General features: G+C 42.6%; 29 protein-coding genes and 2 tRNA genes. 14 read left to right on the forward strand and 17 right to left on the reverse strand.

What is annotated here, in order from left to right:
- The first annotated feature begins 161 nt into the window (after positions 1-161).
- Together cobW and LC586_RS00490 are read left to right on the forward strand one after the other, a co-directional pair.
- Positions 162-1,202, forward strand: a complete 1,041-nt coding sequence (gene cobW, locus LC586_RS00485) for a cobalamin biosynthesis protein CobW (RefSeq protein ID WP_229482452.1) — start codon at positions 162-164, stop codon at positions 1,200-1,202.
- A gap of 295 nt (positions 1,203-1,497) precedes the next feature.
- The gene (locus LC586_RS00490; protein ID WP_229482453.1) at positions 1,498-1,968 is read left to right on the forward strand and encodes an ABA4-like family protein; all 471 of its coding nucleotides are present in this window, start codon (positions 1,498-1,500) and stop codon (positions 1,966-1,968) included.
- Positions 1,969-2,035: 67 nt separating this feature from the next.
- On the opposite strand, the gene LC586_RS00495 is transcribed toward LC586_RS00490, so the two are convergent.
- From LC586_RS00495 to LC586_RS00505, 3 genes are all read right to left on the reverse strand, one after another.
- The gene (locus LC586_RS00495; protein ID WP_229482454.1) at positions 2,036-2,251 is read right to left on the reverse strand and encodes an acetyltransferase; all 216 of its coding nucleotides are present in this window, start codon (positions 2,249-2,251) and stop codon (positions 2,036-2,038) included.
- Positions 2,252-2,531: 280 nt separating this feature from the next.
- A complete protein-coding gene (locus tag LC586_RS00500) occupies positions 2,532-2,840 on the reverse strand; it encodes a DUF3181 family protein (RefSeq protein WP_229482455.1) in 309 nt (102 codons plus the stop codon).
- Between the two features lie 119 nt (positions 2,841-2,959).
- The gene (locus tag LC586_RS00505) at positions 2,960-3,217 is read right to left on the reverse strand and encodes a hypothetical protein (protein WP_229482456.1); all 258 of its coding nucleotides are present in this window, start codon (positions 3,215-3,217) and stop codon (positions 2,960-2,962) included.
- A gap of 124 nt (positions 3,218-3,341) precedes the next feature.
- On the opposite strand from LC586_RS00505, the gene LC586_RS00510 reads away from it, so the two are divergent.
- Together LC586_RS00510 and LC586_RS00515 are read left to right on the forward strand one after the other, a co-directional pair.
- A complete protein-coding gene (locus LC586_RS00510; RefSeq protein ID WP_229482457.1) occupies positions 3,342-4,034 on the forward strand; it encodes a Uma2 family endonuclease in 693 nt (230 codons plus the stop codon).
- Between the two features lie 14 nt (positions 4,035-4,048).
- A complete protein-coding gene (locus tag LC586_RS00515) occupies positions 4,049-4,192 on the forward strand; it encodes a hypothetical protein (protein WP_229482458.1) in 144 nt (47 codons plus the stop codon).
- On the opposite strand, the gene moaC is transcribed toward LC586_RS00515, so the two are convergent.
- Positions 4,189-4,683, reverse strand: a complete 495-nt coding sequence (moaC, locus tag LC586_RS00520) for a cyclic pyranopterin monophosphate synthase MoaC (RefSeq protein ID WP_229482459.1) — start codon at positions 4,681-4,683, stop codon at positions 4,189-4,191. The genes LC586_RS00515 and moaC overlap by 4 nt on opposite strands.
- A gap of 34 nt (positions 4,684-4,717) precedes the next feature.
- Here moaC and LC586_RS00525 point away from each other — a divergent pair.
- Positions 4,718-4,791 (forward strand) — tRNA-Arg (locus LC586_RS00525).
- Between the two features lie 38 nt (positions 4,792-4,829).
- Here LC586_RS00525 and LC586_RS00530 read toward each other — a convergent pair.
- The 3 genes from LC586_RS00530 to LC586_RS00540 form a co-directional block, all read right to left on the reverse strand.
- On the reverse strand, positions 4,830-6,083 hold the full coding sequence (locus LC586_RS00530) for an MFS transporter (RefSeq protein ID WP_229482460.1): 1,254 nt from the start codon (positions 6,081-6,083) through the stop codon (positions 4,830-4,832).
- A 158-nt stretch (positions 6,084-6,241) separates the two neighbouring features.
- A complete protein-coding gene (locus LC586_RS00535; RefSeq protein ID WP_229482461.1) occupies positions 6,242-7,255 on the reverse strand; it encodes a glycosyltransferase family 2 protein in 1,014 nt (337 codons plus the stop codon).
- A 14-nt stretch (positions 7,256-7,269) separates the two neighbouring features.
- Entirely contained in the window at positions 7,270-7,974 is a 705-nt protein-coding gene (locus tag LC586_RS00540) for a C40 family peptidase (protein WP_229482462.1), read from the reverse strand.
- Positions 7,975-7,983: 9 nt separating this feature from the next.
- Between LC586_RS00540 and LC586_RS00545 the strand changes: the two genes are divergently transcribed.
- Positions 7,984-8,916: a serine hydrolase gene (locus LC586_RS00545; protein WP_229482463.1), complete on the forward strand. Its 933-nt coding sequence runs from the start codon at positions 7,984-7,986 to the stop codon at positions 8,914-8,916.
- 765 nt (positions 8,917-9,681) lie between these two features.
- Here LC586_RS00545 and LC586_RS00550 read toward each other — a convergent pair.
- Positions 9,682-11,322 (reverse strand): purple acid phosphatase family protein, encoded by a 1,641-nt coding sequence (locus tag LC586_RS00550; protein WP_229482464.1) that lies wholly within the window; start codon positions 11,320-11,322, stop codon positions 9,682-9,684.
- A 287-nt stretch (positions 11,323-11,609) separates the two neighbouring features.
- Here LC586_RS00550 and LC586_RS00555 point away from each other — a divergent pair, with 287 nt between their 5' ends.
- From LC586_RS00555 to LC586_RS00565, 3 genes are all read left to right on the forward strand, one after another.
- Positions 11,610-11,780 (forward strand): hypothetical protein, encoded by a 171-nt coding sequence (locus tag LC586_RS00555; RefSeq protein WP_229482465.1) that lies wholly within the window; start codon positions 11,610-11,612, stop codon positions 11,778-11,780.
- A gap of 149 nt (positions 11,781-11,929) precedes the next feature.
- Entirely contained in the window at positions 11,930-12,169 is a 240-nt protein-coding gene (locus tag LC586_RS00560) for a hypothetical protein (protein ID WP_229482466.1), read from the forward strand.
- Complete coding sequence (locus tag LC586_RS00565; RefSeq protein ID WP_229482467.1) at positions 12,157-12,600, forward strand: type II toxin-antitoxin system VapC family toxin; 444 nt, start codon at positions 12,157-12,159, stop codon at positions 12,598-12,600. The genes LC586_RS00560 and LC586_RS00565 overlap by 13 nt, the downstream gene beginning before the upstream one ends.
- 46 nt (positions 12,601-12,646) lie before the next feature.
- On the opposite strand, the gene LC586_RS00570 is transcribed toward LC586_RS00565, so the two are convergent.
- Positions 12,647-12,940 carry a hypothetical protein gene (locus LC586_RS00570; RefSeq protein ID WP_229482468.1) on the reverse strand — a complete coding sequence of 98 codons (294 nt, stop codon included), beginning with the start codon at positions 12,938-12,940 and terminating at the stop codon, positions 12,647-12,649.
- Positions 12,941-12,970: 30 nt separating this feature from the next.
- On the opposite strand from LC586_RS00570, the gene LC586_RS00575 reads away from it, so the two are divergent.
- Positions 12,971-13,162 carry a phospholipase D-like domain-containing protein gene (locus tag LC586_RS00575; protein ID WP_229482469.1) on the forward strand — a complete coding sequence of 64 codons (192 nt, stop codon included), beginning with the start codon at positions 12,971-12,973 and terminating at the stop codon, positions 13,160-13,162.
- A 419-nt stretch (positions 13,163-13,581) separates the two neighbouring features.
- Here the strand turns inward: LC586_RS00575 and LC586_RS00580 are convergent.
- From LC586_RS00580 to LC586_RS00595, 4 genes are all read right to left on the reverse strand, one after another.
- A tRNA-Pro gene (locus LC586_RS00580) sits at positions 13,582-13,655 on the reverse strand.
- 50 nt (positions 13,656-13,705) lie between these two features.
- Positions 13,706-14,071 (reverse strand): DUF1818 family protein, encoded by a 366-nt coding sequence (locus LC586_RS00585; protein WP_229482470.1) that lies wholly within the window; start codon positions 14,069-14,071, stop codon positions 13,706-13,708.
- An 80-nt stretch (positions 14,072-14,151) separates the two neighbouring features.
- Positions 14,152-14,694, reverse strand: a complete 543-nt coding sequence (locus LC586_RS00590) for a hypothetical protein (protein WP_229482625.1) — start codon at positions 14,692-14,694, stop codon at positions 14,152-14,154.
- Between the two features lie 417 nt (positions 14,695-15,111).
- Entirely contained in the window at positions 15,112-15,348 is a 237-nt protein-coding gene (locus LC586_RS00595; protein WP_100900204.1) for a DNA-directed RNA polymerase subunit omega, read from the reverse strand.
- Between the two features lie 157 nt (positions 15,349-15,505).
- On the opposite strand from LC586_RS00595, the gene LC586_RS00600 reads away from it, so the two are divergent.
- Positions 15,506-15,925: a fasciclin domain-containing protein gene (locus tag LC586_RS00600; protein WP_229482471.1), complete on the forward strand. Its 420-nt coding sequence runs from the start codon at positions 15,506-15,508 to the stop codon at positions 15,923-15,925.
- A gap of 141 nt (positions 15,926-16,066) precedes the next feature.
- On the opposite strand, the gene LC586_RS00605 is transcribed toward LC586_RS00600, so the two are convergent.
- Positions 16,067-17,539 carry a glycoside hydrolase family 13 protein gene (locus LC586_RS00605; protein ID WP_229482472.1) on the reverse strand — a complete coding sequence of 491 codons (1,473 nt, stop codon included), beginning with the start codon at positions 17,537-17,539 and terminating at the stop codon, positions 16,067-16,069.
- Between the two features lie 163 nt (positions 17,540-17,702).
- Between LC586_RS00605 and LC586_RS00610 the strand changes: the two genes are divergently transcribed.
- Entirely contained in the window at positions 17,703-17,900 is a 198-nt protein-coding gene (locus LC586_RS00610; protein ID WP_229482473.1) for a hypothetical protein, read from the forward strand.
- A gap of 260 nt (positions 17,901-18,160) precedes the next feature.
- Here the strand turns inward: LC586_RS00610 and LC586_RS00615 are convergent, their stop codons facing one another.
- Together LC586_RS00615 and LC586_RS00620 are read right to left on the reverse strand one after the other, a co-directional pair.
- On the reverse strand, positions 18,161-18,556 hold the full coding sequence (locus tag LC586_RS00615; protein WP_229482474.1) for a hypothetical protein: 396 nt from the start codon (positions 18,554-18,556) through the stop codon (positions 18,161-18,163).
- Positions 18,557-18,779: 223 nt separating this feature from the next.
- Complete coding sequence (locus LC586_RS00620; protein WP_229482475.1) at positions 18,780-19,193, reverse strand: hypothetical protein; 414 nt, start codon at positions 19,191-19,193, stop codon at positions 18,780-18,782.
- 528 nt (positions 19,194-19,721) lie between these two features.
- On the opposite strand from LC586_RS00620, the gene LC586_RS00625 reads away from it, so the two are divergent.
- Positions 19,722-21,449 (forward strand): S8 family serine peptidase, encoded by a 1,728-nt coding sequence (locus LC586_RS00625; protein ID WP_229482476.1) that lies wholly within the window; start codon positions 19,722-19,724, stop codon positions 21,447-21,449.
- A gap of 114 nt (positions 21,450-21,563) precedes the next feature.
- On the forward strand, positions 21,564-21,863 hold the full coding sequence (locus tag LC586_RS00630) for a hypothetical protein (RefSeq protein WP_229482477.1): 300 nt from the start codon (positions 21,564-21,566) through the stop codon (positions 21,861-21,863).
- Between the two features lie 43 nt (positions 21,864-21,906).
- Here the strand turns inward: LC586_RS00630 and LC586_RS00635 are convergent, their stop codons facing one another.
- The gene (locus LC586_RS00635; RefSeq protein WP_229482478.1) at positions 21,907-22,275 is read right to left on the reverse strand and encodes a CU044_2847 family protein; all 369 of its coding nucleotides are present in this window, start codon (positions 22,273-22,275) and stop codon (positions 21,907-21,909) included.
- Positions 22,276-22,310 lie beyond the last annotated feature (35 nt).

Raw genomic sequence — 22,310 nt, forward strand, 5'->3', positions numbered from 1 at the left:
AAGATGGGTTAAATTTTGCCCTTGCTGTGCCCCTAAATAGCGAGTTAATTTACCTGAAAATAGCTGTAAAATAACTAAGTCAATCTTCAAACCAAGCTTAATCTCAGTATTTAAGTTTGTAACCTCTAAAACTTACCATACTGAGTAAATCAGGCAAAAATATGGCTACGAAAATTCCTGTCACAGTGATCACAGGCTTCTTAGGTAGTGGAAAAACCAGTCTAATTCGCCACCTGCTACAAAACAATCAAGGACGCCGCATTGCCGTTTTAGTCAATGAATTTGGCGAACTCGGTATTGATGGCGAATTGTTAAAATCCTGTCAAGTTTGCCCGGAAGATGGTGAGGGCGACACTAATATCTTTGAATTAACCAATGGCTGCTTATGCTGCACCGTGCAGGAAGAGTTTTACCCGACGATGCAAGAGTTAATCAAGCGGCGGGATAGCATCGACTGCATTTTGATTGAAACCTCTGGTTTAGCCTTGCCAAAACCACTGGTGAAGGCTTTTCGCTGGCAAGAAATTCGCAACGCCGCCACTGTGGATGCTGTGATTACCGTGGTAGATTGTGCGGCGGTAGCAGCAGGGACATTTGCTAGCGATCCAGAGGCGATCGCAGCCCAGCGCCAAGCAGATGATAGTCTAGAACATGAAACACCCTTGCAAGAACTGTTTGAAGACCAACTTGCTTGTGCAGACTTAGTGGTGTTAAATAAAATTGATTTGGTAGATGCAAAGACAAAAGCCAGAGTTGAGGAATTGATTAAGCAAGAATTGCCCAGAGTGGTGAAGATTGTCGAGAGCAATCGTTCTCAACTCGATGCATCTATATTATTAGGATTCCAAGCCGCAGTGGAAGACAATTTAGATTCTCGTCCCAGTCATCACGATACAGAAGAAGACCACAACCACGACGAAGAAATTACCTCAGCTAATTTAATTTTGGATCGTACATTTGATCCAGAAAAGTTGCAACAGCAGTTAGAGAAATTAGCACAAGAACAAGAAATTTACCGAATTAAAGGCTTTGTGGCAGTGCCAAATAAATCCATGCGCCTAGTGATGCAAGGCGTAGGAACTCGATTTGATAAATTTTACGATCGCCCCTGGAAACCCGAAGAGGCCAGGCAAACCCGCTTAGTTTTGATCGGTCGTGATTTGAAGTCTTCAGAAATAGAATCACGACTTGTAGCTTTATGAGTTAGGAGTAGAGACGCGATTAATCGCGTCTGTAGAGGAGTTAGGAATAACTAGTACACTGTGGCGGAAGTTTGCCTACCTTTAACAAGGGGATTTTGCCCCTTGCCTATTGATTATTACGCGGCTTGGAGCAACTTAGAATGGTAAATTTATTCCGCTATTCTGTATTAGTTAATTAAAAATAAAAAACAATACTAATAACTAAAAGTTCCTAATTTTTCACTTTTAACTCCTAACTCCTAACTCCTAACTTTTAACTCCTAACTTAAACCCTCACTCTTCATTTTACAAAAGTATGACTATCTCTCAACTATTTAACGTTGCCAATCTTTTCGTATTGCCTTTTTGGGCGTTGATGATTTTATTGCCAAATTGGAAAGTTACACGGCAGATTATGTCATCATATTTGCCCTTTGTGATTTTAGCTGGAGCGTATGTGTATTTGTTTATCAACAGCATTACGCCAGAAAATGCCCAAGCTTTATCGAATCCCCAATTAGCCGATATTGCGCGATTTTTTACAGATGAAACGGCTGCTGCAACGGGTTGGATTCATTTTTTAGTGATGGATTTATTCGTCGGTCGCTGGATTTATTGGGAAGGGCAAAAAACAGGTATTTGGACAATTCACTCCCTTGCACTGTGTTTGTTTGCTGGCCCTATGGGATTACTGTCTCACATCTTAACTGACTGGATTACTAAGACATTTTTCCCTAAATTTCAGGAGAATGAAACAGTGACGGTAGAAGAAAAAGCTGCGTTATAATCCGGCACATAGTAGGGTAGCACAGATGTGCTACCCTACTATTACAAATTATCTGATTTTAAAATCATTAAGCGTTGTCGTGTCTATAGTCAGCATCTAACCAACAGCGTGGTAAAACTTCACCTGAAGGAAAAACGAGATTTTCTTTTTTAAAAGTTTCAGCTTGCTGTTCTTCTTGACCTTCTTGGTCTTTTGCGTGAACAACATCATTATTCGGGTCAATTAATTCCTGAATTTCAACAATCTTTACCAATTCGCCACTATCTTTGACTTGTAAAAGCATAGAAATTGCCTCAATGAGTTTGCATGGAAGTTCAAAGCGAGTCTCAATATAAACTCGCTCAAATCTCAACGGATTTTGAACGCGGAAATTCCTTAATTGTTAAAGGAAATTTTTATTAGATATCCACACATAAATTACACAAGATTTATCTCTGTGTATCTGTGGAGTTCGTTTTTATAAAATAGACACAGCAAATATCTACTTAATCCCGAAGCTAAAATCGAATCAGGGAATGCTGATTAATAAAATTGTCCAACTAAGATAATCTTGGTTTTAGCGATTAGAAATCACGTTGATATTTTTCCAAAATATCTACTAAATTCACCTGGCATTGCAGGGGTAGTAAATCGATTAAAGGAACTTCACGTTTCCCGCCGCCAATTTTTACTGGAATCGATCCCAAGACTTGTAAAACTCGGTCTTCATTGACAGCGTTGGAAGTAATTAAGGGATACAGTTGCTCGGCAACAACTGTATGCAGTTTGGCATTAGATAAATAAAGATGCCATTTGGCAACGTCTATGTAGACGCTTTCGCCAATTTCAGCTGCTAGGGCTTCTAGTAGTTCTGTGGTGTTAGTCTTAGCCATAAAAATAACCCTACATTAAGAAAAAGTGCGAAATCTCAGGCTTTTTTACATTATGGCTCAATTAACAGCCTAATCCTACTACCAGAGGTTACAATCGCCCCAGCATGAGTAATCCATCTTCAGGTGGATTTTGGTGGAGTTTCGGTGTAGTTAGCGATCGCACTAATATAAATCAGATGCACCAACACTATTCCTGTCCAACTTAAAGTCACCCAAGGCAGCCACTCCCAAGTAGTGTCTTTCAATATGTGGAAAAACCACAAGCCAGAATTGATAGTAGCAGCGATCGCTACATGCACAGCAAAATTCATCCGGTCATCGATCTTGCGGTAATCAGGGTCTTTGCGATCGGGTTTGCGAGGCCAACGAGGAGGCATAAATATTTGTTACAGATTTAAATTCACCCTATTTATTCTAAGGTTTTTGTGGCAGTGGTTGCTATTAGACCCTTACAACCAGTCATAATCGAATTGAAAGTCAAGAGCCGATGGGTTAAATTCTATGACGATCTTTGAGCAAATAGACCCCGATCTCCTCTATCCAGATAGCGACGGCAAACCAATGGCAGACAACACAGAGCAATATCGTTGGATTGTCCTGATTAAGGAGAATTTAGAGATTCTGTTTGCTAATAATGATCATGTTTTGATTGCGGGAGATTTGCTTTGGTATCCTGTCCGTTCTCGGCTGATTACACCCACTGCACCTGATGTGATGGTTGTCTTCGGTAGACCAAAGGGAAAACGTCGTTCTTATCGTCAGTGGCAAGAAGATAATATTCCACCACAAGTAGTCTTTGAGATTCTTTCTTATAGTAATGATACCAAGGAGATGGAGCGTAAGCTGGAGTTTTACGATACATACGGTGTTGAAGAATATTATTTATACGACCCTGAAAGTTTTCAGCTAGATGGCTGGTTACGGCAAAATAACCATTTGAATAAGCTATGGCAAATGGATGGTTGGTTTAGTCCCCGTTTAGGAATTAGATTTCAAACAGGCCTTGGAGAGTTAGTAATTTACCGTCCAGATGGACAGAGGTTTTTGAATTCCCTGGAACTCAATCAACGGGCAGAACAGGCTGAGTTATTGCTAGAACAAGAACGTCAACGTGCTGAACAAGAACGTCAACGCGCTGAACAGTTAGCAGCATATTTGCGTAATCTCGGCATTGATCCTGATAATCTTCCATAACTGGGGAGTGGGGAGTGGGGGAAGAAGCAGGGGAGGCAGGGGAGGCAGGGGAGGCAGGGGGAGAAGAATTAATAACAAATACCCATGCCCAATGCCCAATGCCCAATGCCCAATCCCCAATGCCCCAAAATAGAGTAGCTTATTGCTCTGGCTCTTAATAATCTCCTGATTTCCCGCCACTCTTACTGATTAAACGAATTGATTCAATTTGAATCGACTTTTCTAAAGCTTTTGCCATATCGTATAAAGTCAGGGCAGCCACAGAAACGGCAGTTAAGGCTTCCATCTCTACACCAGTTTCAGCTTTGGTTTTGACTGTGGCTTGAATTTGATAACCAGGTAGTTGGGGATCGGGTATAATTTCGATTGCGATTTTTTGCAAAGGCAACGGATGACAGAGAGGAATTAAAGTGGCTGTTTGCTTGGCTGCCATAATCCCAGCCAATCTTGCAGTTGCCAATACATCCCCTTTTGGAACATTTCCGGCTTGAATGGCGGCGAAGGTTGCTGGCAGCATTCGCACATTGGCCGCAGCTACTGCTTGACGGACGCTGGGTGCTTTATCAGACACATCTACCATCTGCGCCTGTCCGTGTTGATCTAGATGGGTTAAGTTGGCAAAATTAGATGAAAAATTATCTTGCGCCATTTAGTTAGAACGTGTTAATATAGATTGTCGGTGAGGGCGTGTAGCTCAGTGGACTAGAGCACGTGGCTACGGACCACGGTGTCGGGGGTTCGAATCCCTCCTCGCCCGTTTTTAAAAGTTAACAGTTGAAAGTTAGGAGTGAAGAGTTAAATTTCATCACTCCTAACTTTTAAGTTTTTCAAGGCGTAGGCATCTGGAGCTAGACCTAGTGCAAAGCGCAGGGAGTTGGATAGGTTTTTGCTCGACAGGGTAAGGAAAAGAACAAGTGCAACAGAAGTGATCGCAGCACCGTAGCCAAACATATCGCGGTAGCCTACCTGTTCTGCGATGATACCCAGAAGAGGAGCAGCGATCGCAATTCCCAAGTCAAGTCCAGCTATACATATAGCAAAAATTTGACCCCGTTCTTGTGGCAGTGAGCGGTCTGCCATCATCGTGACCATCATGGAGATGAGTGTACCACCACCAGCACCTTCAGCGATTGCAGCCAGTAAGAAAAACATCGCGCTGTGAGCCTGCCACAGCAGTATTAAGGCTAAAACGTAGCAAAAAATACCAAAGGTGATAAATAAACCACGACCAAAGCGATCGCTTGCCTTACCAGCAAAGACTCTGATACTAAAACTAGAAATTGCCGCAACTGTAAAAAACAGTCCGCCATTGAAGTCTACATCAGTGGATTTGAGGAATAACGACACAAAAGTATGTACAGCACCGAGGGACAAACCAACCAACAACATAACTATCGTTGGAACTCTCACTCCTGGACTGCCCAAAATTTGCCAAAAGTTGCGATCGTTTCCCTCAGTTTGCTGTTGTGTCTGTACTGGCGGATTCGTGACTTGTACAATCTCCAAGAGAGCGACAAAACCCAATTCGGCACAGAAGAGAAATAATATCCCGTAACTACTTGTAGCTTCCAAATACCCACCCAAGGCAGGGCCAATTGCTAAACCAAGGGGAGTTGCTAGGGTCATGTAACCAATGATTTCGCCACGAGTTTCAGTGGGAGCTAAATCTGCGACTAAGGCACTGTAGCCAGTGGTAAAAGCGGCAACACTAATGCCGTGAAAAATCCGCACCAGGATTAATAACCCAAGAGATTGAGTTGCCAAGTAACCAAAGGGTGCGATCGCAGCTACTATCGTACCAATCAATAAGGTAATTTTTCGACCACGTTCATCGGCTAATCGTCCCAGCATCGGGCGAGATAGCAATAAACCAATGGCGAAACTGCCCATCACAATCCCAATTTCTTGCTTGCTTGCGCCCACATGATCGATGTAAAGCGGTAGGGTTGGTAAGAGCGAAGATATGCTCGACCAGAATAATAAACCTGCTGTAAATAAAATCAGCAGGTTGCGTCGCAGTTCGGTATCAAAGGTATTAAATGCTTTCAAGGTAGATGCTATTTAATGAGGTTTTTGTCAAAAGAGACGCGATTAATCGCGTCTGTACAAGAGTTTGGAGTTTGGAGTTTGGAGTAAACCAATATTTACTCTTGACTGTTTACTCATGCCCAATGCCCAATGCCCAATGCCCAATGCCCATTGTTACCTTACTTAACCTTTTTTGCTACCACCTCTCGCACGCGATAGATAGGCCGCCCTTGGGATTCATGGTATGTACGCATGAGTAATTCTGCCAAAAGACCGAAGCAAAATAACTGTACTCCAGTTACCAGCAAGAGAACTGCCAAAATCAGCAAAGGGCGATTGCCAATCATCTCACCCAAAGCCAATTTGACGAAAGTCAAGTAAATTCCGATCGCTGTCCCCGAAACCATTGAAATCAAGCCCAACAGCCCAAAAACGTGCATCGGGCGGGTGAGGAATCTTTTCATAAACAGAATGGTTAACAAATCCATCAACACCCGGAATGTCCGCCAAATCCCATATTTACTGCGACCAAAGCGACGGGCATGATGACGCACTGGTACTTCAGTAATTCTAGCTCCTTCGATGTAAGCCAAAGCAGGTAAAAATCGGTGTAATTCTCCGTAGAGGTTCATATCTGCCAACAGTTCTGCACGATATGCTTTCAGCGAACAGCCATAGTCATGAATATTCACGCTAGTAGTATGACGAATTAGCCAATTGGCTATTTTGGAAGGAAGTAACCGATTTACAGCACCATCTTGGCGTTTTTGCCGCCAACCACTCACCAAATCGTAACCCTCATCCAGCTTTGCTAATAACATGGGGATATCAGCCGGGTCATTCTGGAGATCAGCATCTAAAGTGACGATCGCTTTACCGACTGCATAATAAAATCCAGCAGCCATCGCCGCAGTTTGTCCGTAGTTGCGACGCAAAATCACCGCCTTTAAATCTGTGCGGATTTGCGCCTCCTTCTTGAGGAATTCCCCAGAACCATCTGTAGAACCATCATCCACACAGATGATTTCATAATTTATCTGACTAGAAGATAAAGTAGATGCGATCGCTTCTAGTAAAAGCGGCAAACTTTCCACCTCATCATGTATCGGCAGCACCACCGAAACATCTGGGACAATAGCTGAAATCGCCCCATTTTCCTCACTCAACCCTTGATAAACCTTCCCACTCCTCATAAGCCTCAGCGCCCTCAGCGTCTCTGTGGTTCGTAACTCTTGATAACTCTACCAGCACCTCGCAGCTGCTGATAGTACGACTGACTAACAGCATCTCCCTGTTCCGAGAGAATATCAATTCCAATCCCATCCCGTCCCTGATCTTTCCCAGAACTATGGATGTAATAACCATCCGCCAAATAAAGCCCGACATGGGTTGCTTTTTGGCTAGTTCCAAAAAATACCAGATCCCCGGCGGTTAATTCTGCAATAGTAATTGGTTGAGTGAATCCTTCCTGCTGATAGGCATCTCTAGGTAGCCAAATACCCACCGAAGCAAACGCCGCCTGCATCAACCCAGAACAATCATAATTTGGCCCAACCGTACCACCCCAAAGGTAATAATTGGATTGTTGCATCGCTTTTTGGGTAAAGGCGATGACCTCCGCTAGCAGTTTTTTAATTTCAGATTCAGAAAATGTTGCAGCCTGATAATGTACAGTAGCAGATTGTAATGAATCAAAATCTGAAAGGGATACCCATCCCGGATAGTCATCCTCAGACAAATACACCTCAACCGCTAAATTTTGATGATTTGATGTTACCCATAAATGTCTCCCAGATGCAGCTTGAGTTGCTAAACGCGTACATTCAGGAGAATCATATAAATTCAGGTCAGCTAAACACTGATACTCCCCTGATTTTGGATTTTGGATTTTGGATTTTAGATTAAAGGACATTATTAGAGAATGATTTTTTTCAATAAAGACGAACAACTTGAAAATATTGGTAATGGCATTTTAGATGCAACTTGGGCAGCATTTCCAACTTTAGCCCGGAATCAAATTGCCCTGACTTGGGTTGTTTATGATCCACCAGTGCTAGTAAATACTGGTGGTGCGCTGACTCCCAACGCTTTTTGGGATCATCCAGTTCGTGGTTTCACTTATCGCGGTGTTGAACGGATTTATCCCGCTAGTATAGTCAAGCTATTTTACCTGGTGGCGGTAAATGAATGGCTAGAAAAAGGCATGACTCAAACTTCCAAAGAGTTGGAAAGAGCTTTGCGCGATATGATTGTAGATTCTAGTAATGATGCTACCAGCTTGGTTGTGGATATTCTGAGTGGTACCACATCAGGGCCAGAATTGCCAACTGGGCCCTTTGAAACGTGGAAATATCAGCGTAATATTGTTAACCGCTATTACCAATCTTTGGGTTGGGAAGAAATAGAGACAATTAACGTCTGTCAAAAAACTTGGGGTGATGGCCCTTATGGACGAGAACGGGCGTTTGTGGGAGAGTTACTGGAAAATCGCAATATGTTGACCACAAATGCGATCGCCAGGTTACTGCATAGTATTGTAGGTGGGGTGGCGGTTTCAAGTGTGCGATCGCAAGCTATGATGGCTTTACTCAAACGTCCTCTCAACGATTTACCCACTGACACCGAGGAAAATCAGGTAACAGGTTTTTTAGGTAGTGGACTGACTGAAAATGCTCAAATTTGGTCAAAAGCAGGTTGGACAAGTCAAGTTCGCCATGATGCCGCGTATATTGAGTTACCAGAACAGCGCCCTTACCTCTTAGTAGTATTTACTGAAGGGAAAGCGCAAGCTAAGAGTCAGGCAATTTTGCCCTTTGTTTCTAAGCTAGTTGCCGATGCGATCGCTAGTCTATGATCTTAGGACTTACGCAGAAGATATCCCCCCCTTTTTTTACAGTATCGCACTCACCCGACATCCCGCCCAGAACTGAAGTTCTAGGCTGATAGCTAAAGTCCACTAAGCGTGGACTAAAATTCTCCATTTTAGATATGATAGCCATCTACATGGCTGAAAATTTTGTATTTAGTCCTCTTGAGAGGACTTTAGCTATTAGCCTTGGAATTTATTCCGAGGCGGGAATGGCAACCAAGCCCAAGATTTAACAAATGATGGTAATCTCATGACAAGCCTTTTTAAGGGGGAGTGCGCGAAGCGCACGCTACGCGAACGAGGTTTCAGGTTTTCAATTATGATAGTCATCTACATGGCTGAAAATTTTGTATTTAGTCCTCTTGAGAGGAATGCAAGCTATAAGCAAGAGGAATTTATTCCGAGGCGGGAATAGTAACCAAGCCCAAGATTTAACAAATGATGGTAATCTAATGACAAGCCTTTTTAAGGGGGGGAGTGCGCGAAGCGCACGCTACGCAAACGAGGTTTCAGGTTTTCAATTATGATAGTCATCTACATGGCTGAAAATTTTGTATTTAGTCCTCTTGAGAGGAATGCAAGCTATAAGCAAGAGGAATTTATTCCGAGGCGGGAATAGTAACCAAGCCCAAGATTTAACAAATGAGAGTAATGTAATGACAAGCCTTTTTAAGGGGGAGTGCGCTTCGCGCACGCTACGCAAACGAGGTTTCAGGTTTTCAATGCGTAACCTAGATTTCTCTTATTACACTATTTCAACTTAAACTCATCAAACTTCAATACTTCCGAATCAGGCTTGCGAGTATCAAAACGATAACTACTTATCGTACCCGTCCCCGTATCAAAGATACTAAAAACCGTAATATCATTACTCGCAATATAAGGCATCGGCTTCCCATCTTCACCCAACAAAGGGGAAATTGTTGGCACTATCGGTTCTAACCCATTAGGATCACCAACTTTAACATAATCCTCTTGATATCCAATTGGCACTTCTCGCTTTCTGTCACCCCAAGCAGCGCCGTAAGTATTACCCACATTAGATGTTTCTAGAAAGTGCATTCCACTGGGACTAACAAAGCGGTTCCACAAATGGGAATGCCCATAGAATACCAATTGCACATCAGCCGTTTCTAGTAAAGGAACAACATCGCGGATAATATAATCTGCGTCTTTTGGGTACTCATAACGCACTGCTTTAATATTATTATCATCCCGTTCAATTATTTGAACTGGTTCTGTATAAGCAGGAACTATATTATCACCCAAAGTATGAGGCGGATGATGAAACATCACAACTTTGTATTTTGCTTGTTTAAACTCAGGGCTGTTGAGTTCTGCCTCTAGCCAATTGTACTGCTTGCTGCCTTTAGCAATTGGCTCATAAATCACCTGCCCATAACCCCAATTTTCAGGATTATTTAAATCCTTTTCGGCTTCCTGATATCTACCCCTATGCTTTCCATTTAAACTGGGAGTTCGCCACATATTCGTAGCGTAAAGTACTACCAAACGCACATCGCCAAAGCTAACTGCATAATATCTTTTTCCACCCTCTTTACTTTTGGGTAAAGAGAAAATCTCTTCGTAGGTATTAGTATTAAAAGAATTATCTATTAAAGATTTGTCCCGATAGATTTTTTGAGCGACGGCACGGGGAATTGTATCATCAAATTCATCATTTAAACTTTCCATCCTGGCAAATCGCCCCATCACCTCATGATTGCCAATGCAAGTAAACATGGGTGCATGTTGAATAATTTGTCCACCAGTGTAGGTAGTCTTAACATCATAGTGCGTCATTTCATATTTAGCACGACCTTGTAAACCGGGAAATAACGCACCACCACTATTATCATCAAACCATTCTGAGGCGCGATCGCTAACATTTACTAAATCACCAGCAAACCACACTCCATCAACCCGTCCAACTGTTTCTACCACCTTTTGCAGATTTGCAGATGTCATCGGCTTTAACTGATGGTCAGAGGTGAGTAAAATTTTTAGTGGTGTATCCGGTTTTGGAGTAGCTGCGAGGCTAAAAACATCACTGCTAACAGTTTCGCCGTCTTCTCGCACACTCGTAATGCGATAATTTACCCACAAACCAGAAGTTAACCCAGTCACCTCAGCCTCATGTCGCCAAATATCGCGCCAGACGGGTTTTTGATAAACTTGGCCATCTTTGATTTGGTTTGCAACTCTTGAGTATTGGTCTTCACGAGTGCGAGTGAGTTTGGTAGTATTTGCCTTAGCAGTTTGTTTAAGATTTTCCCCGTAAGTTACTGTGTGATTAACACCAGCAAACTCAGTAAACCAAACTACTTGCACTGAGGTTTCAGTTGGCAGTTGTAAAAATGGGTCGGTGAGCAATTGGGGTGCTGATGTCATAATTCTTTGCCCAAATGAACGCACACTTAACAGAGTAAAGCATATAACAAGCACAAGCATAGCCACCGAGAAAATTTTACGGTTGCGTAAGCGTCTGAGCATGAGTAACATACCAAATTTTTTAGCGAATTCACCGACTGAACGCAATTTTATTATTACTTCCTTCCCGCTACAAGCTTACCTATAGCGTTTCTCGTATATGCAATACACTCTAACCTCTCTCCTTTTAAGAAAGAAGCTTTAGAATCTTACTCCCCAACGCTAGTAGGGAAGGGGCTGGGGGTTACTTGCGTTTCAAACGCCAATATGTTGAAAAAATTCCCATCCCCAACGCTTCCACTACAGAACGCCAAGCCATATCTCAACTAGTCCAAAAATGCCTAGACGCAAAAGGCGTTAACTGTGAAATATGGGAGAAAGAAATAGATGAACGAGTCGCCGCCCTGTATGGCTTGTAGAACAATAGACTAGAATATTCGTAGGTTGGGTTGAGGCAATGCGTTACCCAACAAAACCCCCTAAACGTTGGTTTCGTTCCTCAACCCAACCTACACATTTTTGGCAGATATTTACGAAAATATCCTAACTATATAAGGTTGAAAAAATCATGCAAGCAGCTTTACGCATCACAACTAAAGTTTTACCAGGAAACAAAATAGAAATAGAACTTCCAGAAGCCGAGATTGGTGACAGCGTTGATGTATTTGTGATTTTGCCAGAAAAGCCTAAAATAAAACGGCGTTCTGCAATAGAAATTATAGAAGAAGTTCACGCTAAACGCACACCAAAAACTGCTGAAGAAATAGATAGACAGCTGCAAGAGGAACGGGATTCATGGGACAGCTAATACTTCCCTCTTCTGGCGTTATCTATATAGATACACCAGTACTGATTTATAGCGGAGAGTGGAACCCTGAATATTATTCACTGCTGCAACCACTATGGTTAAAGTTTCAGACAGGAGAAATTCAAATTATTAGTAGTGAACTCATATTGATGGAAGCTTTAGTTCTTCCTTTGAAAAATAATGATACATTTTTACTCAATGCTTACGAAGAACTGCTATTGTCGGAAAATATGCAACTAGTTCCTATCAGCCAACCTGTGCTAAGACAAGCTGCAAGTCTCCGGGCTACTACCAACCTCAAAACACCCGATGCTATTCATGCCGCTACAGCCTTATCTGTTAATTGTAACCAATTTATAACTAACGATAAAGGCTTTCGCAATATTCCAGGCTTACCAGTTATTATCCTTAGCGAAGTTTTAGCATCTTGAACTATGGATATGGTGCATTAAATAAATTTAATGCACCTTAGCAAAATTATTTTTTTCCCGATTCTAGATATTTCAAAATTCTCTGATTTTCCAGCGTTAACTCTCTTATATCTGCCGTATTATCATCGATTCTTCTTTGATTATCAATCATTTGGCGTTGTGTATTAACCATTTGCCGTTGCATCTCATCTAGTCTCGGTAAAATGCTACTAGATAAATCAGTCAATGCTTGAATTGCTTTGGCGTTAGATTGAATGAGTTGATTTGATTGCTCTGTCAATGCTTGAATTGCTTTAGCGTTAGATTCAATCAGTTTCTCTATACCTTCTGAATCACTCATAATTTTATTCAACTACTAGTTATAGAACTTATGCCTATACATGATATTATAGATAATCGCAATCAAAAATTAGTAGACCAAATCAACTGCATTCTCGACTCATCAGCAGCAGCCCATTTTGCGGTAGGTTACTTCTTCATTTCTGGCTTCACCGCTATTGCACAACGCCTCACGAACATTAAAGAACTACGCCTACTAATTGGTAACACCAGCAACCGCTAATGGTTTCGTCAGTCAGGAATTGTTTAATCAATTGGTGCAAATTTACCGACAACATAATATGCACGAATGGCTAAATAATAATATACCTACACTGTCTGTGCCGATTCCAATTATTATTTGTAGTGAAGTTTTGGAATGATTTTGTGCTAATACCAATTCTGTATGAAGATGCGCTAAACCATATTAGGACTGAAGTATAAGGAAGAAAAACGAACCGCAAAGGGCGCAAAGGACACAAAGAAAGAAAGAAAGAAAGAAAGAAAGAAAGAAAGAAAGAAAGAAAGAAAGAAAGAAAGAAAGAAAGAAAATTTGGCGCAGCCTCACAAAGAAATGGTATAAGAATTTGCTATCATCTCGTAGACATGATTGAAAAACCTGCCAATCTTTTGAAAAGACTAGCAGGCATGGCTTATCATCAATCGGAGCGGCGGGATTCGAACCCACGACCTCCACTACCCCAAAGTGGCACGCTACCAAGCTGCGCTACGCCCCGGTCAGAATTATCATCATACAGCAAAACTTTAGGATAAGCAAGAGGCAAATTTAAAAAACCTTAAGCATCCCACTAGCTTGCACTAAATCTGAAACAGCAGAAGCATCCCATTTCCCTTCTACACATCGCCCTGTATTCAAGATGAAGCGCAGACTGTAGGCATGAGGATAGCCTTCTACCTCCATCCATAATAAATCGCTTTCGGCTTCACAAGCAATTTTTTCCTCTTCCATTAATTCAGTTGCGAGTTGTTTCATGGTGTCTGCTAGCTGTGCTAGTAGGCGGCAAAAATCATTCAACTCGGCTTCGGTTAACTCAATCGCCCAATCATCTGTACCGACTAAACCTTTAAATTCAGGTGCATCGGGGTTCTGGCCTATACGCCAACCATATCCGGTTTTTACAAGGCGTTCCATAGTTTAGTTTTTTAAACGCAGAGGGACGCTGAGGTTTAACGCAGAGGAACGCAAAGGAAGATTTTGGACTGTGGGTTTGGTCATTTGAGTAGTTCAGCACCTCCTCGTTGGGCTGGTTGTGGGGTGGTTGATGTATTAGGACTGGGTGTGGTGTTGGGGGTGGGAGATTGGGTATTTTGGGTAGGGTTAAATATATTGATTAAGACTTGCACTAGGGCATTTCGTTGGCTGCGGGTGAGACGGCTGATGGCTTTGCGATCGCCTTCTATCGGATTTTCCCGTAGTGTATCATTGCCTGGATAGGGAGTATCATACATAATTTCGTTCGCACCCAGGTAATCAGCTAAAGTCAGCTTCCAATCTAAGCGATAAATTGGGGCCCGCCCTTTGGTATAAATGTGATATCTAATCACGCGATTTATTAAGGTGTTGTTTTCGGCAACTTGACCATTTTCTTTGCTGATATACTTATTTTCTCGTGGGAAATCTGGCAATTGCTGATATACTAGCTGCCAAACATCGCTAGGTGTGATTCTCTGAGCATAAGCAGGTTGGATACTAAATAAATTTCTATGTATTGATTTGTCCGCCCCTGAACCCAAAACAATTACACCTACTACCATTAAAGCAAGCAGTATTGCTGTTAGCGTTAGCGGGGCGTTTAGCCCGTGCTGAGTTTTGAGTTTTGAGAAAATTGATTTAAACAGAAATTTTTTCTTTTTCATAGAACAGTATAGCGGTTCTCAGTTGAGTAGGTACAAGAACCCCACCCCCAACCCCCTCCCCGCAAGCGATGAGGGGGCTATGATCTACCTCATTTGATTAGGAAAAGCTATATTTTAGGCGTTGCTGAGTGAAAATATGAATCTGCCTTATTCAGAACTCAGAACTCACAGAACTCACAGAACTCCTAACTCCTAACTCCTAACTCCTAACTCCTAACTCCTAACTCCTAACTCCTAACTCCTAACTCCTAACTCCTAACTCCTAACTCCTAACTCCTAACTCCTAACTCAGCACTCAGCACTCAGCACTCAATCTTATAGTTCGCCAATAATTTCTGGCTGAGTCAATTCATCGGACATTTCGATAATTGCCCTTAGTACTGGCTTCATCATCGCATCTTCGTTATTTTCAAAGTCTTCATAACGCCGACGTTTAGCACGATTTGCCACCTGAACCGTAATGCGGTAACGATTTGAGGCTGCACTAATTAGCTCCTCAGAACGGTGCATAATCTGAGACTGAGTTGTCTCGAACTTAGAACGCTTTAGCATAATCAGTGGTTCTTGGGGTCATTCCCCAGTGTAGCAGTACTGATAAATCTGCTGCTGTGTATTTAATCGCTAGCAACCTCTCTGTTGATAGAGGCTAAGAGCTTTCTAGTCAATATAAGTTACTTATAATACTACCTGACTAAAGTCACACATCCTTATGGCTGACCTTGTGGAAACTGCTATCAACGCGGGAAACTTCAATACTCTGGTGAAGGCTGCTGAAGCTGCAAATTTCATAGAAACTCTAAAAAGTCCTGGTTCTTTCACGCTATTTGCACCAACTGACGAAGCTTTTGCCAATCTGCCAGAGGGAACTTTAGACTCGCTACTACAAGATATCCCCAAGCTCCAGAAAATTGTCGCATATCATATCGCTAGTGGAGATGTTCGGTCTGATGATTTGATACAAATTAATGAGGCAGAGACGCTTGAAGGGTCAATTGTAGCCATTGAATCTGCCGATGGTAAATTTAAGGTAAATAACGCCAATGTCATCAAAACAGACATTTTGACAGACAATGGCGTGATCCACGTTATTGATGCGGTGTTGATGCCTGCAATGGTGGCGGGGAAATAAGGGGATGGGGGATTGGGCATTGGGCATTGGGCATGGGGCATTGGGCATTGGGCATTGGGCATTGGTTATTCTCCTCATCCCCCTCATCCCCCTCATCCCCCTCATCCCCCTCATCCCCCTCATCCCCCCATTCCCTACTCCCTACTCCCCATTCCCTACTCCCAGAATGCAGCCACTACGTGCAGGAAGAGTCAATGACAACTGCCCAGTTTCTCCTTCACTATTCCACTCAACTTCAGCAGTACCATATAACAACTTGTTGGGTTGAGTACGCAAACTGATGACATCTGCATTCGCTGTTGCCGAACTTGTGCCAGCGTTGACGGCAATTATCAATTCCTCTGTCCCTAAAGTTCGCGCAAAGATATAAATTTGTCCTTGAGCATGGAGGACTTGGTAATCACCTGTACGCAAGGCTGGGTATGTGTGGCGCAGGGCAATTAATTGACGGTGAGTATTGAAAATTTCTTGATTCCAGTTACTCTCTAAAGGAAAACCACGACGTGAGTCTGGATCTATTGCACCAGGTAAACCAACTTCATCACCATAGTAAATGCTGGGCGCACCGGGAAAGGTGAGTAGTAGTAGAGTTGACAATTCTATACTACCTATATCACCGCCTGCAATGGTCATCAATCGGGCTGTATCGTGACTTGCTAACAAATTGAGTTGAGTTAGCTGAATTTCCCAAGGGTAAAGTTGCAGTACTTCTTGAATTTTGGTGGCGTACTCGGCAGCAAATAAGGGTGGGTAGGGTTGATAGTCGCGGCTTTGGACTTGTTCTAAGACTACGCGATCGCCTGCTGTAAAGGCAATTGTTGGCCCAGTAAATAGATAATTCATCACCCCGTCAAATTGTGTTCCATCCAACCACTCGCGGGAATCTCCCCACACTTCGCCCACAATGTAAGCTTCGGGATTGACTGCCTTGACGCGATCGCGGAATTCCTGCCAAAATCCAGGAGTTTTTATTTCAAATGGTACATCTAATCGCCAACCGTCGATGCCGAATTTAATCCAATATTCGGCAATTTCCATAATATATTCCCGCACTTCTGGATTGTCGTGGTTAAATTCTGGTAAAGCACGATTTCCTGCCCAACCCACGTAATTAGCAGGGAATTCCCCATTGTAGGGTGAAAGGGGCCAGCCTTCAATTTTGAACCAATTTACCCAAGGTGAATGGGGGCCATTCTCTAAAACGTCATGGAAGAAGAAAAAACCACGGCTGGAATGGTTAAACACGCCATCTAGAACAACTTTGATATTCCGTTGATGGGCTGCATCTAGCAATTCTTTAAAAGCCTCATTGCCCCCCAGCATGGGGTCAACTTGATAATAATCGTGGGTATGATAGCGATGATTGCTAGCGGATTGAAAAATGGGTGTAAAGTAAATCGCGTTAATCCCTAAATCCTGGATGTAGTCTAAACCCTCCATGATGCCCCATAAGTCGCCGCCTTTATAACCTTGGAGTGTTGGCATAGAGTCCCAATCTTCCCAACGGGCTTCACGCAGTAGCCGTTTGTGCGGCTGTTTGCTTCTAGCAAAGCGGTCTGGGAAGATTTGGTAGAAAACCGCGTGCTTTACCCAGTCTGGTGTTTGAATTTGCATGAATAAATTTTTGTAGCTTCAGAAGCGATCGTTGCAAATATTAGCTTCTTTATGGCTCTTACTTATGATAGAGAATCTGTCATTTGCCAGCAGTTATTAGCAAATCGGGTTAAGTCGGCAAGAATAAATCAAATTTAGGACTTACGCGCTGTACAAATTAATCATGGTATGCATTTACCAAAATAGGTTGTTTCAGGCTTTTATTAATCATTCTTTGATGGTAAATACACCCGCGCCCTACGGGCACAGCAATGCTCATACGTGTCAACAAAAGCCTAGAAATGGCTTAACCGTTGGCTTCCTCACCCGCCCTGAACTGAAGTTCTTTGGCTTTCAGCTAAAGTCTACTTCAGTAGACTAAAGATTTTTGGCTATATTTAGTCATCTTCAGATGACTTTTGCTATTAGCAAGGAACTTCAGTTCCTTGCGGGACATGACTTTTACGTTAAGTTGACACCAATGAGCAATGCTGTGCCCCTACCGCGTGGTCTATTTACCTGAAAATAACTGTAATTTTGCGTAGTTACTTAGTACAGTAGGGCGTAAATAAACCACCCATTCCAAATCGCCAAAAAGTCTGTCCTATAAACTTTTTGGCTTTTCACTTCCGCCTTGCGGTACTAGGCGGTTTTAGCATTTTCATCTGATACTTTCGCTGCACTAGCTTTCAAGCGGCTCGACCTGATTTTGTGAATACGTTCGCCATTGCGAACACCACCCGCCATCTCATATTCGCGGCTGTCTTTGCCGTATTTGATCGCAACCACCATTAGCATCTTCTCTGAAAGACTGCTTAAGTTTTTTTCCATTTCTTCAATCTCACTTTGAGAAGAGTCAATCACAGACAGAGCGGTATTATAACCATCAAGTTTTGTACGTAACTGCTCAATTGATGCAATGAGTTTTTCTATATTATTATCATCATCAAATTTGATGCTTGGAACAATCGATTTCAGTCCAGAGGATCTTAACTCAGCTTTTTCTAGAATGCGGGAGGTACGTTTTCTCCGAGACATAAATTTACTCCTTTAAGATGGTTATAGAGCTAGCTTGCCTCAATTAAACTGCATTCCGGTTCAGCACAACTCGCAATTTTTTTAATAAAATTTTCAAGCTATAGCAGTAATTTTTCGGAATTTAATTACTAGATATTGGTATTTATAGAAATAATATGTTTAATCTTGATAAAAGCTTGAAGGTAGACTGCTCCTGACTTTTCACGTTATGTGGAAAAGTCCACTAAAAACCTAACCCCCTAACCCCCAACCCGTGGCGGGAAGGGGGAAATTCAAAGTCTCTCTCCTTAAAGGAAGAGAGATTTAGAGAGAGGTTTTCCAGATGACCTGAATTGTCAGAGACTGTTCCCACTTGAATGTAGACTGCTCCCACTTGAATGTAGACTGCTCCCACTTGAACGTAGACCGCTCCCACTTGAACGTAGACCGCTCCCACTTGAACGTAGACCGCTCCCACTTGAACGTAGACCGCTTCCACTTGAAGGTAGACCGCTCCCACTTGAACGTAGACTGCTTCTGCTTGAATGTAGACCGCTCCCACTTGAACGTAGACTGCTTCTGCTTGAACTGAGACCGCTTCGCCTTGTTGGAGAGTGCGTAGGACGCAAAATTGAGTACTTTTTACTTCACTGGGCACTTAGTACTCAGTACTAAGTTGGTTAACTACCTGCCTCCTAAACTTATTTGATGTTATCTATGAAAAAAATAGATAAACTCAGATATTGCACCTCCCCAATCTTCCGCCAGAGAATTTATTCTCTGGCTCATAGCGAAAGTCCACTTAAGTGCAATACGCTTGGGTTAAGGCTTTACTCTTTGTCAAAGTGAATTTTTTTAACGAACCGCAAAGGACGCAAAGGACACGTTCGCGCAGCGTCTCGAAGAGAAGGAAGAGAAGAAAGAGAAGAAAAAATGCTTAACTGAACTGTATTGCACTTAAGTGGACTTACAGCTATTTTAAGTTAAATAGATCGCGCAGTAAGGGCACAGCATTGCTGTGCCCCTACGATAAATGTGGTTCAAATACATGAAAACTGCTGTAAATCCATACCATCAATAAAGTTGAGTCCACTAAGCGAGGACTTTCGCTATTAGCCATAGGTTAGAAACCTATGGCGGTTTTTGAGACTGGTGCAAGATTTGAGTAAATGAATTTGAGGTAAAAATGAGGCACGAAAAACTTTCTCCCGGATTACTTTTGGCATTTCAAGACTATCAAAGCGAAGGAGATCAAGCTTTAGTTACACACAAGCGATCGCTTGGCATCATTGCCCACAAAAGCCCAGTCAAGCCAACTAAGAGCGTCGTTTTTATCTACTGCGAGCCTGATGCAGACTTAAGTTATCTATCACAATATAATATTGAAGTCAATCAAAACTCTGGGAGTGTGCGGACAGCTTTCTTACCGATAGAGAGTTTAGATGTCTTATCTGAAGAAGATATTATCCAACGGATTAAGCCATCACGCAAACTTCATTTGAGGATGGACACTGCACTAGAAACAGTCAAACTGCCGGAGTTCAAGAACCAGACCGGACTGACTGGTAAAGGAGTAATCATTGGTATTATAGACAGTGGCATTGATCCGAAACACCCCGCTTTTGCCGGACGAATTTTACACATTTGGGATCAAACACTGCCAGGGCCAGGAGTGACGGAAGGCCGCTATGGGGGTGAATTTACAGGAACGCAACTGACAATTTCTCAGGATACTAGCGGTCATGGTACTCACGTTGCGGGAATTGCCGCCGGTGCCGATGCTACCTATGGCGGTGTCGCACAAGAGGCAGAATTAGTTGTCGTCAGGTCAGATTTACAGGATGCCCACATTGCTGATGGTGTGCGTTACATTTTCCGAATTGCTAGAGAGTTGGGACGCCCAGCAGTGGTAAATCTCAGCTTGGGTGGACACGCTGATGCCCATGATGGTAGCGATTCTTTATCAAAGGTCATCGATGCCGAAACTGGCCCAGGAAGAATTGTTTGCTGTGCTGCGGGTAACGAAGGGAACGCCAATATTCATGGTCAAGCGACAATACCCTGTGGACGCACTCGTGGTATGCGCTTTAATGTTCCTTTGAATCAAATAGGCATAGTTTGGTTAAACGGTTGGTATTCTAAAGACAGTGAGTTGGAAGTGTCTGTGCAAAGTCCTAACGGTTTTGTCACCCCCTTCCAAAAAATAATTACTCAGGGTAATGCCGCACAAGATTACCAGTTACCAGATGCACGGGTGCAATTAGCGACACCAGCGCCAGATAAAGCCAACGGCGACCATAATTTCTTTGTGCAAATACGCGGTATTGGCCCCTCGCAAGTCATGGGAGGTATTTGGCAGCTGCGAGTCCGCAACTGTTCTTCAACTGACACATGTTTGAATGTGTGGACATTAGATGACAGTTCATCAGTGTTTTTCACAGGTAAAAGTGTGAAGGATGCGGTAAAAATTGGTTCGCCAGGAGCCGCCAGCAGTGCAATTACTGTTACCGCCTATACTACTAGAACCAAGTACACAGATATTGATAACAAAGTGCAAGAAATGGGGTTAGAATTGCATACTATTTCGGAATTCAGTAGTGAAGGGCCACTACGGAATGATGGACAGAAGCCGGATGTAGCAGCACCAGGAGCGATGATTATTTCGACGCTTTCCGCCGATGCAAGTTTTGACCGTTCATCGATGATTAATTCTAAGTTTGTGGTGCAGGCTGGTACGAGTATGGCAACACCATTCGTTAGTGGATTAGTGGCACTGCTGTTGCAGCGCGATCCTAAACTTGATCCGGCTGCTGTGAAAGACTTGCTACGTAAAAATAGTGCAATTCCTGGAAAACCCCCAGGTACATTTGATGAGAAATGGGGTTATGGAGTGATTAACGCAGCTAATCTGTAATTAGACTGAGAAAGGTAGATATTATTTCTGTACAAGGGTAGGCAATAAAAACCTATAAATTTGATAACTTAGGGTAGACAGAAATTGTCTACCCTCTTTACCAAGGAGTTGCTGATGAATTATCAGAAACTAGATGCCGCTCTTGCTACAGTGCTGAATGATATTCAAGATTCAGAAGAAACTAGTTTGGCAGTTTTCATCCATACTGAACCAATTTTAGGCTCTGCTGCAACTGCTGTTTTAGAAAGTTTAGGGGTTAGTGGTGTTACCAGTGGCAAAGATATTTTCACGGCAACACTGTCACCAAATGCCATTTCTCAGTTGTCAGAGCAACCCTGGGTGAAGTATTTGAAGCGATCGCAGCAATTAGGTTTGGTTAATAGGAGAATAAATACACCGAAGTTAGGTGTTTAATGGGTATTGCCTAACGCTACACTGTGCGAATAATTTTTTGCTGTTACTGTAAATCAGGTTTTGGTTTTTCTGGAAACTTACACTTCACCTCAATTTCCAGATTACTTTCAGCAGAGCCTTCGGTAATGTAAGGAATACCTGCTTTACCACCCAGCTTAATGCCAAATTTAAGTCTTACCTCCTCAATCTCAGCAGTGTTAAAGTCTTTAAAAGCACTAAGAGCATAGATAGTATAGGAGCGAATCATTTGACGAGCTTGTTGCATCCGAGCGATCGCATCTGTTCGCACATCCTTGTATTCTATGCCATCATCCTCGTCAATTTCCTGAGTTATTTCGGTGGCTGTGACGTTAATCTCAATCTGCTCAATCTCCCCATCTGCTTGGAAAAATAATTGCTGTACTTCTGACATAAGCTACCTCGGTTAAATTTTTGTATCGTGTCTTA

This window comes from Nostoc favosum CHAB5714 (genome assembly GCF_020829495.1).
Taxonomy (GTDB): Bacteria; Cyanobacteriota; Cyanobacteriia; order Cyanobacteriales; family Nostocaceae; genus Nostoc; species Nostoc favosum.

Excerpts from the sequence above, each read along its gene's own strand:
- cobW (WP_229482452.1), top strand. The coding sequence starts at position 162 with ATGGCTACGAAAATTCCTGTCACAGTGATCACAGGCTTCTTAGGTAGT.
- LC586_RS00490 (WP_229482453.1), top strand. The coding sequence starts at position 1,498 with ATGACTATCTCTCAACTATTTAACGTTGCCAATCTTTTCGTATTGCCT.
- LC586_RS00495 (WP_229482454.1), bottom strand. The coding sequence starts at position 2,251 with ATGCTTTTACAAGTCAAAGATAGTGGCGAATTGGTAAAGATTGTTGAA.
- LC586_RS00500 (WP_229482455.1), bottom strand. The coding sequence starts at position 2,840 with ATGGCTAAGACTAACACCACAGAACTACTAGAAGCCCTAGCAGCTGAA.
- LC586_RS00505 (WP_229482456.1), bottom strand. The coding sequence starts at position 3,217 with ATGCCTCCTCGTTGGCCTCGCAAACCCGATCGCAAAGACCCTGATTAC.
- LC586_RS00510 (WP_229482457.1), top strand. The coding sequence starts at position 3,342 with ATGACGATCTTTGAGCAAATAGACCCCGATCTCCTCTATCCAGATAGC.
- moaC (WP_229482459.1), bottom strand. The coding sequence starts at position 4,683 with ATGGCGCAAGATAATTTTTCATCTAATTTTGCCAACTTAACCCATCTA.
- LC586_RS00535 (WP_229482461.1), bottom strand. The coding sequence starts at position 7,255 with ATGAGGAGTGGGAAGGTTTATCAAGGGTTGAGTGAGGAAAATGGGGCG.
- LC586_RS00540 (WP_229482462.1), bottom strand. The coding sequence starts at position 7,974 with ATGTCCTTTAATCTAAAATCCAAAATCCAAAATCCAAAATCAGGGGAG.
- LC586_RS00545 (WP_229482463.1), top strand. The coding sequence starts at position 7,984 with ATGATTTTTTTCAATAAAGACGAACAACTTGAAAATATTGGTAATGGC.
- LC586_RS00550 (WP_229482464.1), bottom strand. The coding sequence starts at position 11,322 with ATGACATCAGCACCCCAATTGCTCACCGACCCATTTTTACAACTGCCA.
- LC586_RS00560 (WP_229482466.1), top strand. The coding sequence starts at position 11,930 with ATGCAAGCAGCTTTACGCATCACAACTAAAGTTTTACCAGGAAACAAA.
- LC586_RS00565 (WP_229482467.1), top strand. The coding sequence starts at position 12,157 with ATGGGACAGCTAATACTTCCCTCTTCTGGCGTTATCTATATAGATACA.
- LC586_RS00570 (WP_229482468.1), bottom strand. The coding sequence starts at position 12,940 with ATGAGTGATTCAGAAGGTATAGAGAAACTGATTGAATCTAACGCTAAA.
- LC586_RS00575 (WP_229482469.1), top strand. The coding sequence starts at position 12,971 with ATGCCTATACATGATATTATAGATAATCGCAATCAAAAATTAGTAGAC.
- LC586_RS00585 (WP_229482470.1), bottom strand. The coding sequence starts at position 14,071 with ATGGAACGCCTTGTAAAAACCGGATATGGTTGGCGTATAGGCCAGAAC.
- LC586_RS00590 (WP_229482625.1), bottom strand. The coding sequence starts at position 14,694 with ATGGTAGTAGGTGTAATTGTTTTGGGTTCAGGGGCGGACAAATCAATA.
- LC586_RS00595 (WP_100900204.1), bottom strand. The coding sequence starts at position 15,348 with ATGCTAAAGCGTTCTAAGTTCGAGACAACTCAGTCTCAGATTATGCAC.
- LC586_RS00600 (WP_229482471.1), top strand. The coding sequence starts at position 15,506 with ATGGCTGACCTTGTGGAAACTGCTATCAACGCGGGAAACTTCAATACT.
- LC586_RS00605 (WP_229482472.1), bottom strand. The coding sequence starts at position 17,539 with ATGCAAATTCAAACACCAGACTGGGTAAAGCACGCGGTTTTCTACCAA.
- LC586_RS00610 (WP_229482473.1), top strand. The coding sequence starts at position 17,703 with ATGGTATGCATTTACCAAAATAGGTTGTTTCAGGCTTTTATTAATCAT.
- LC586_RS00615 (WP_229482474.1), bottom strand. The coding sequence starts at position 18,556 with ATGTCTCGGAGAAAACGTACCTCCCGCATTCTAGAAAAAGCTGAGTTA.
- LC586_RS00625 (WP_229482476.1), top strand. The coding sequence starts at position 19,722 with ATGAGGCACGAAAAACTTTCTCCCGGATTACTTTTGGCATTTCAAGAC.
- LC586_RS00630 (WP_229482477.1), top strand. The coding sequence starts at position 21,564 with ATGAATTATCAGAAACTAGATGCCGCTCTTGCTACAGTGCTGAATGAT.
- LC586_RS00635 (WP_229482478.1), bottom strand. The coding sequence starts at position 22,275 with ATGTCAGAAGTACAGCAATTATTTTTCCAAGCAGATGGGGAGATTGAG.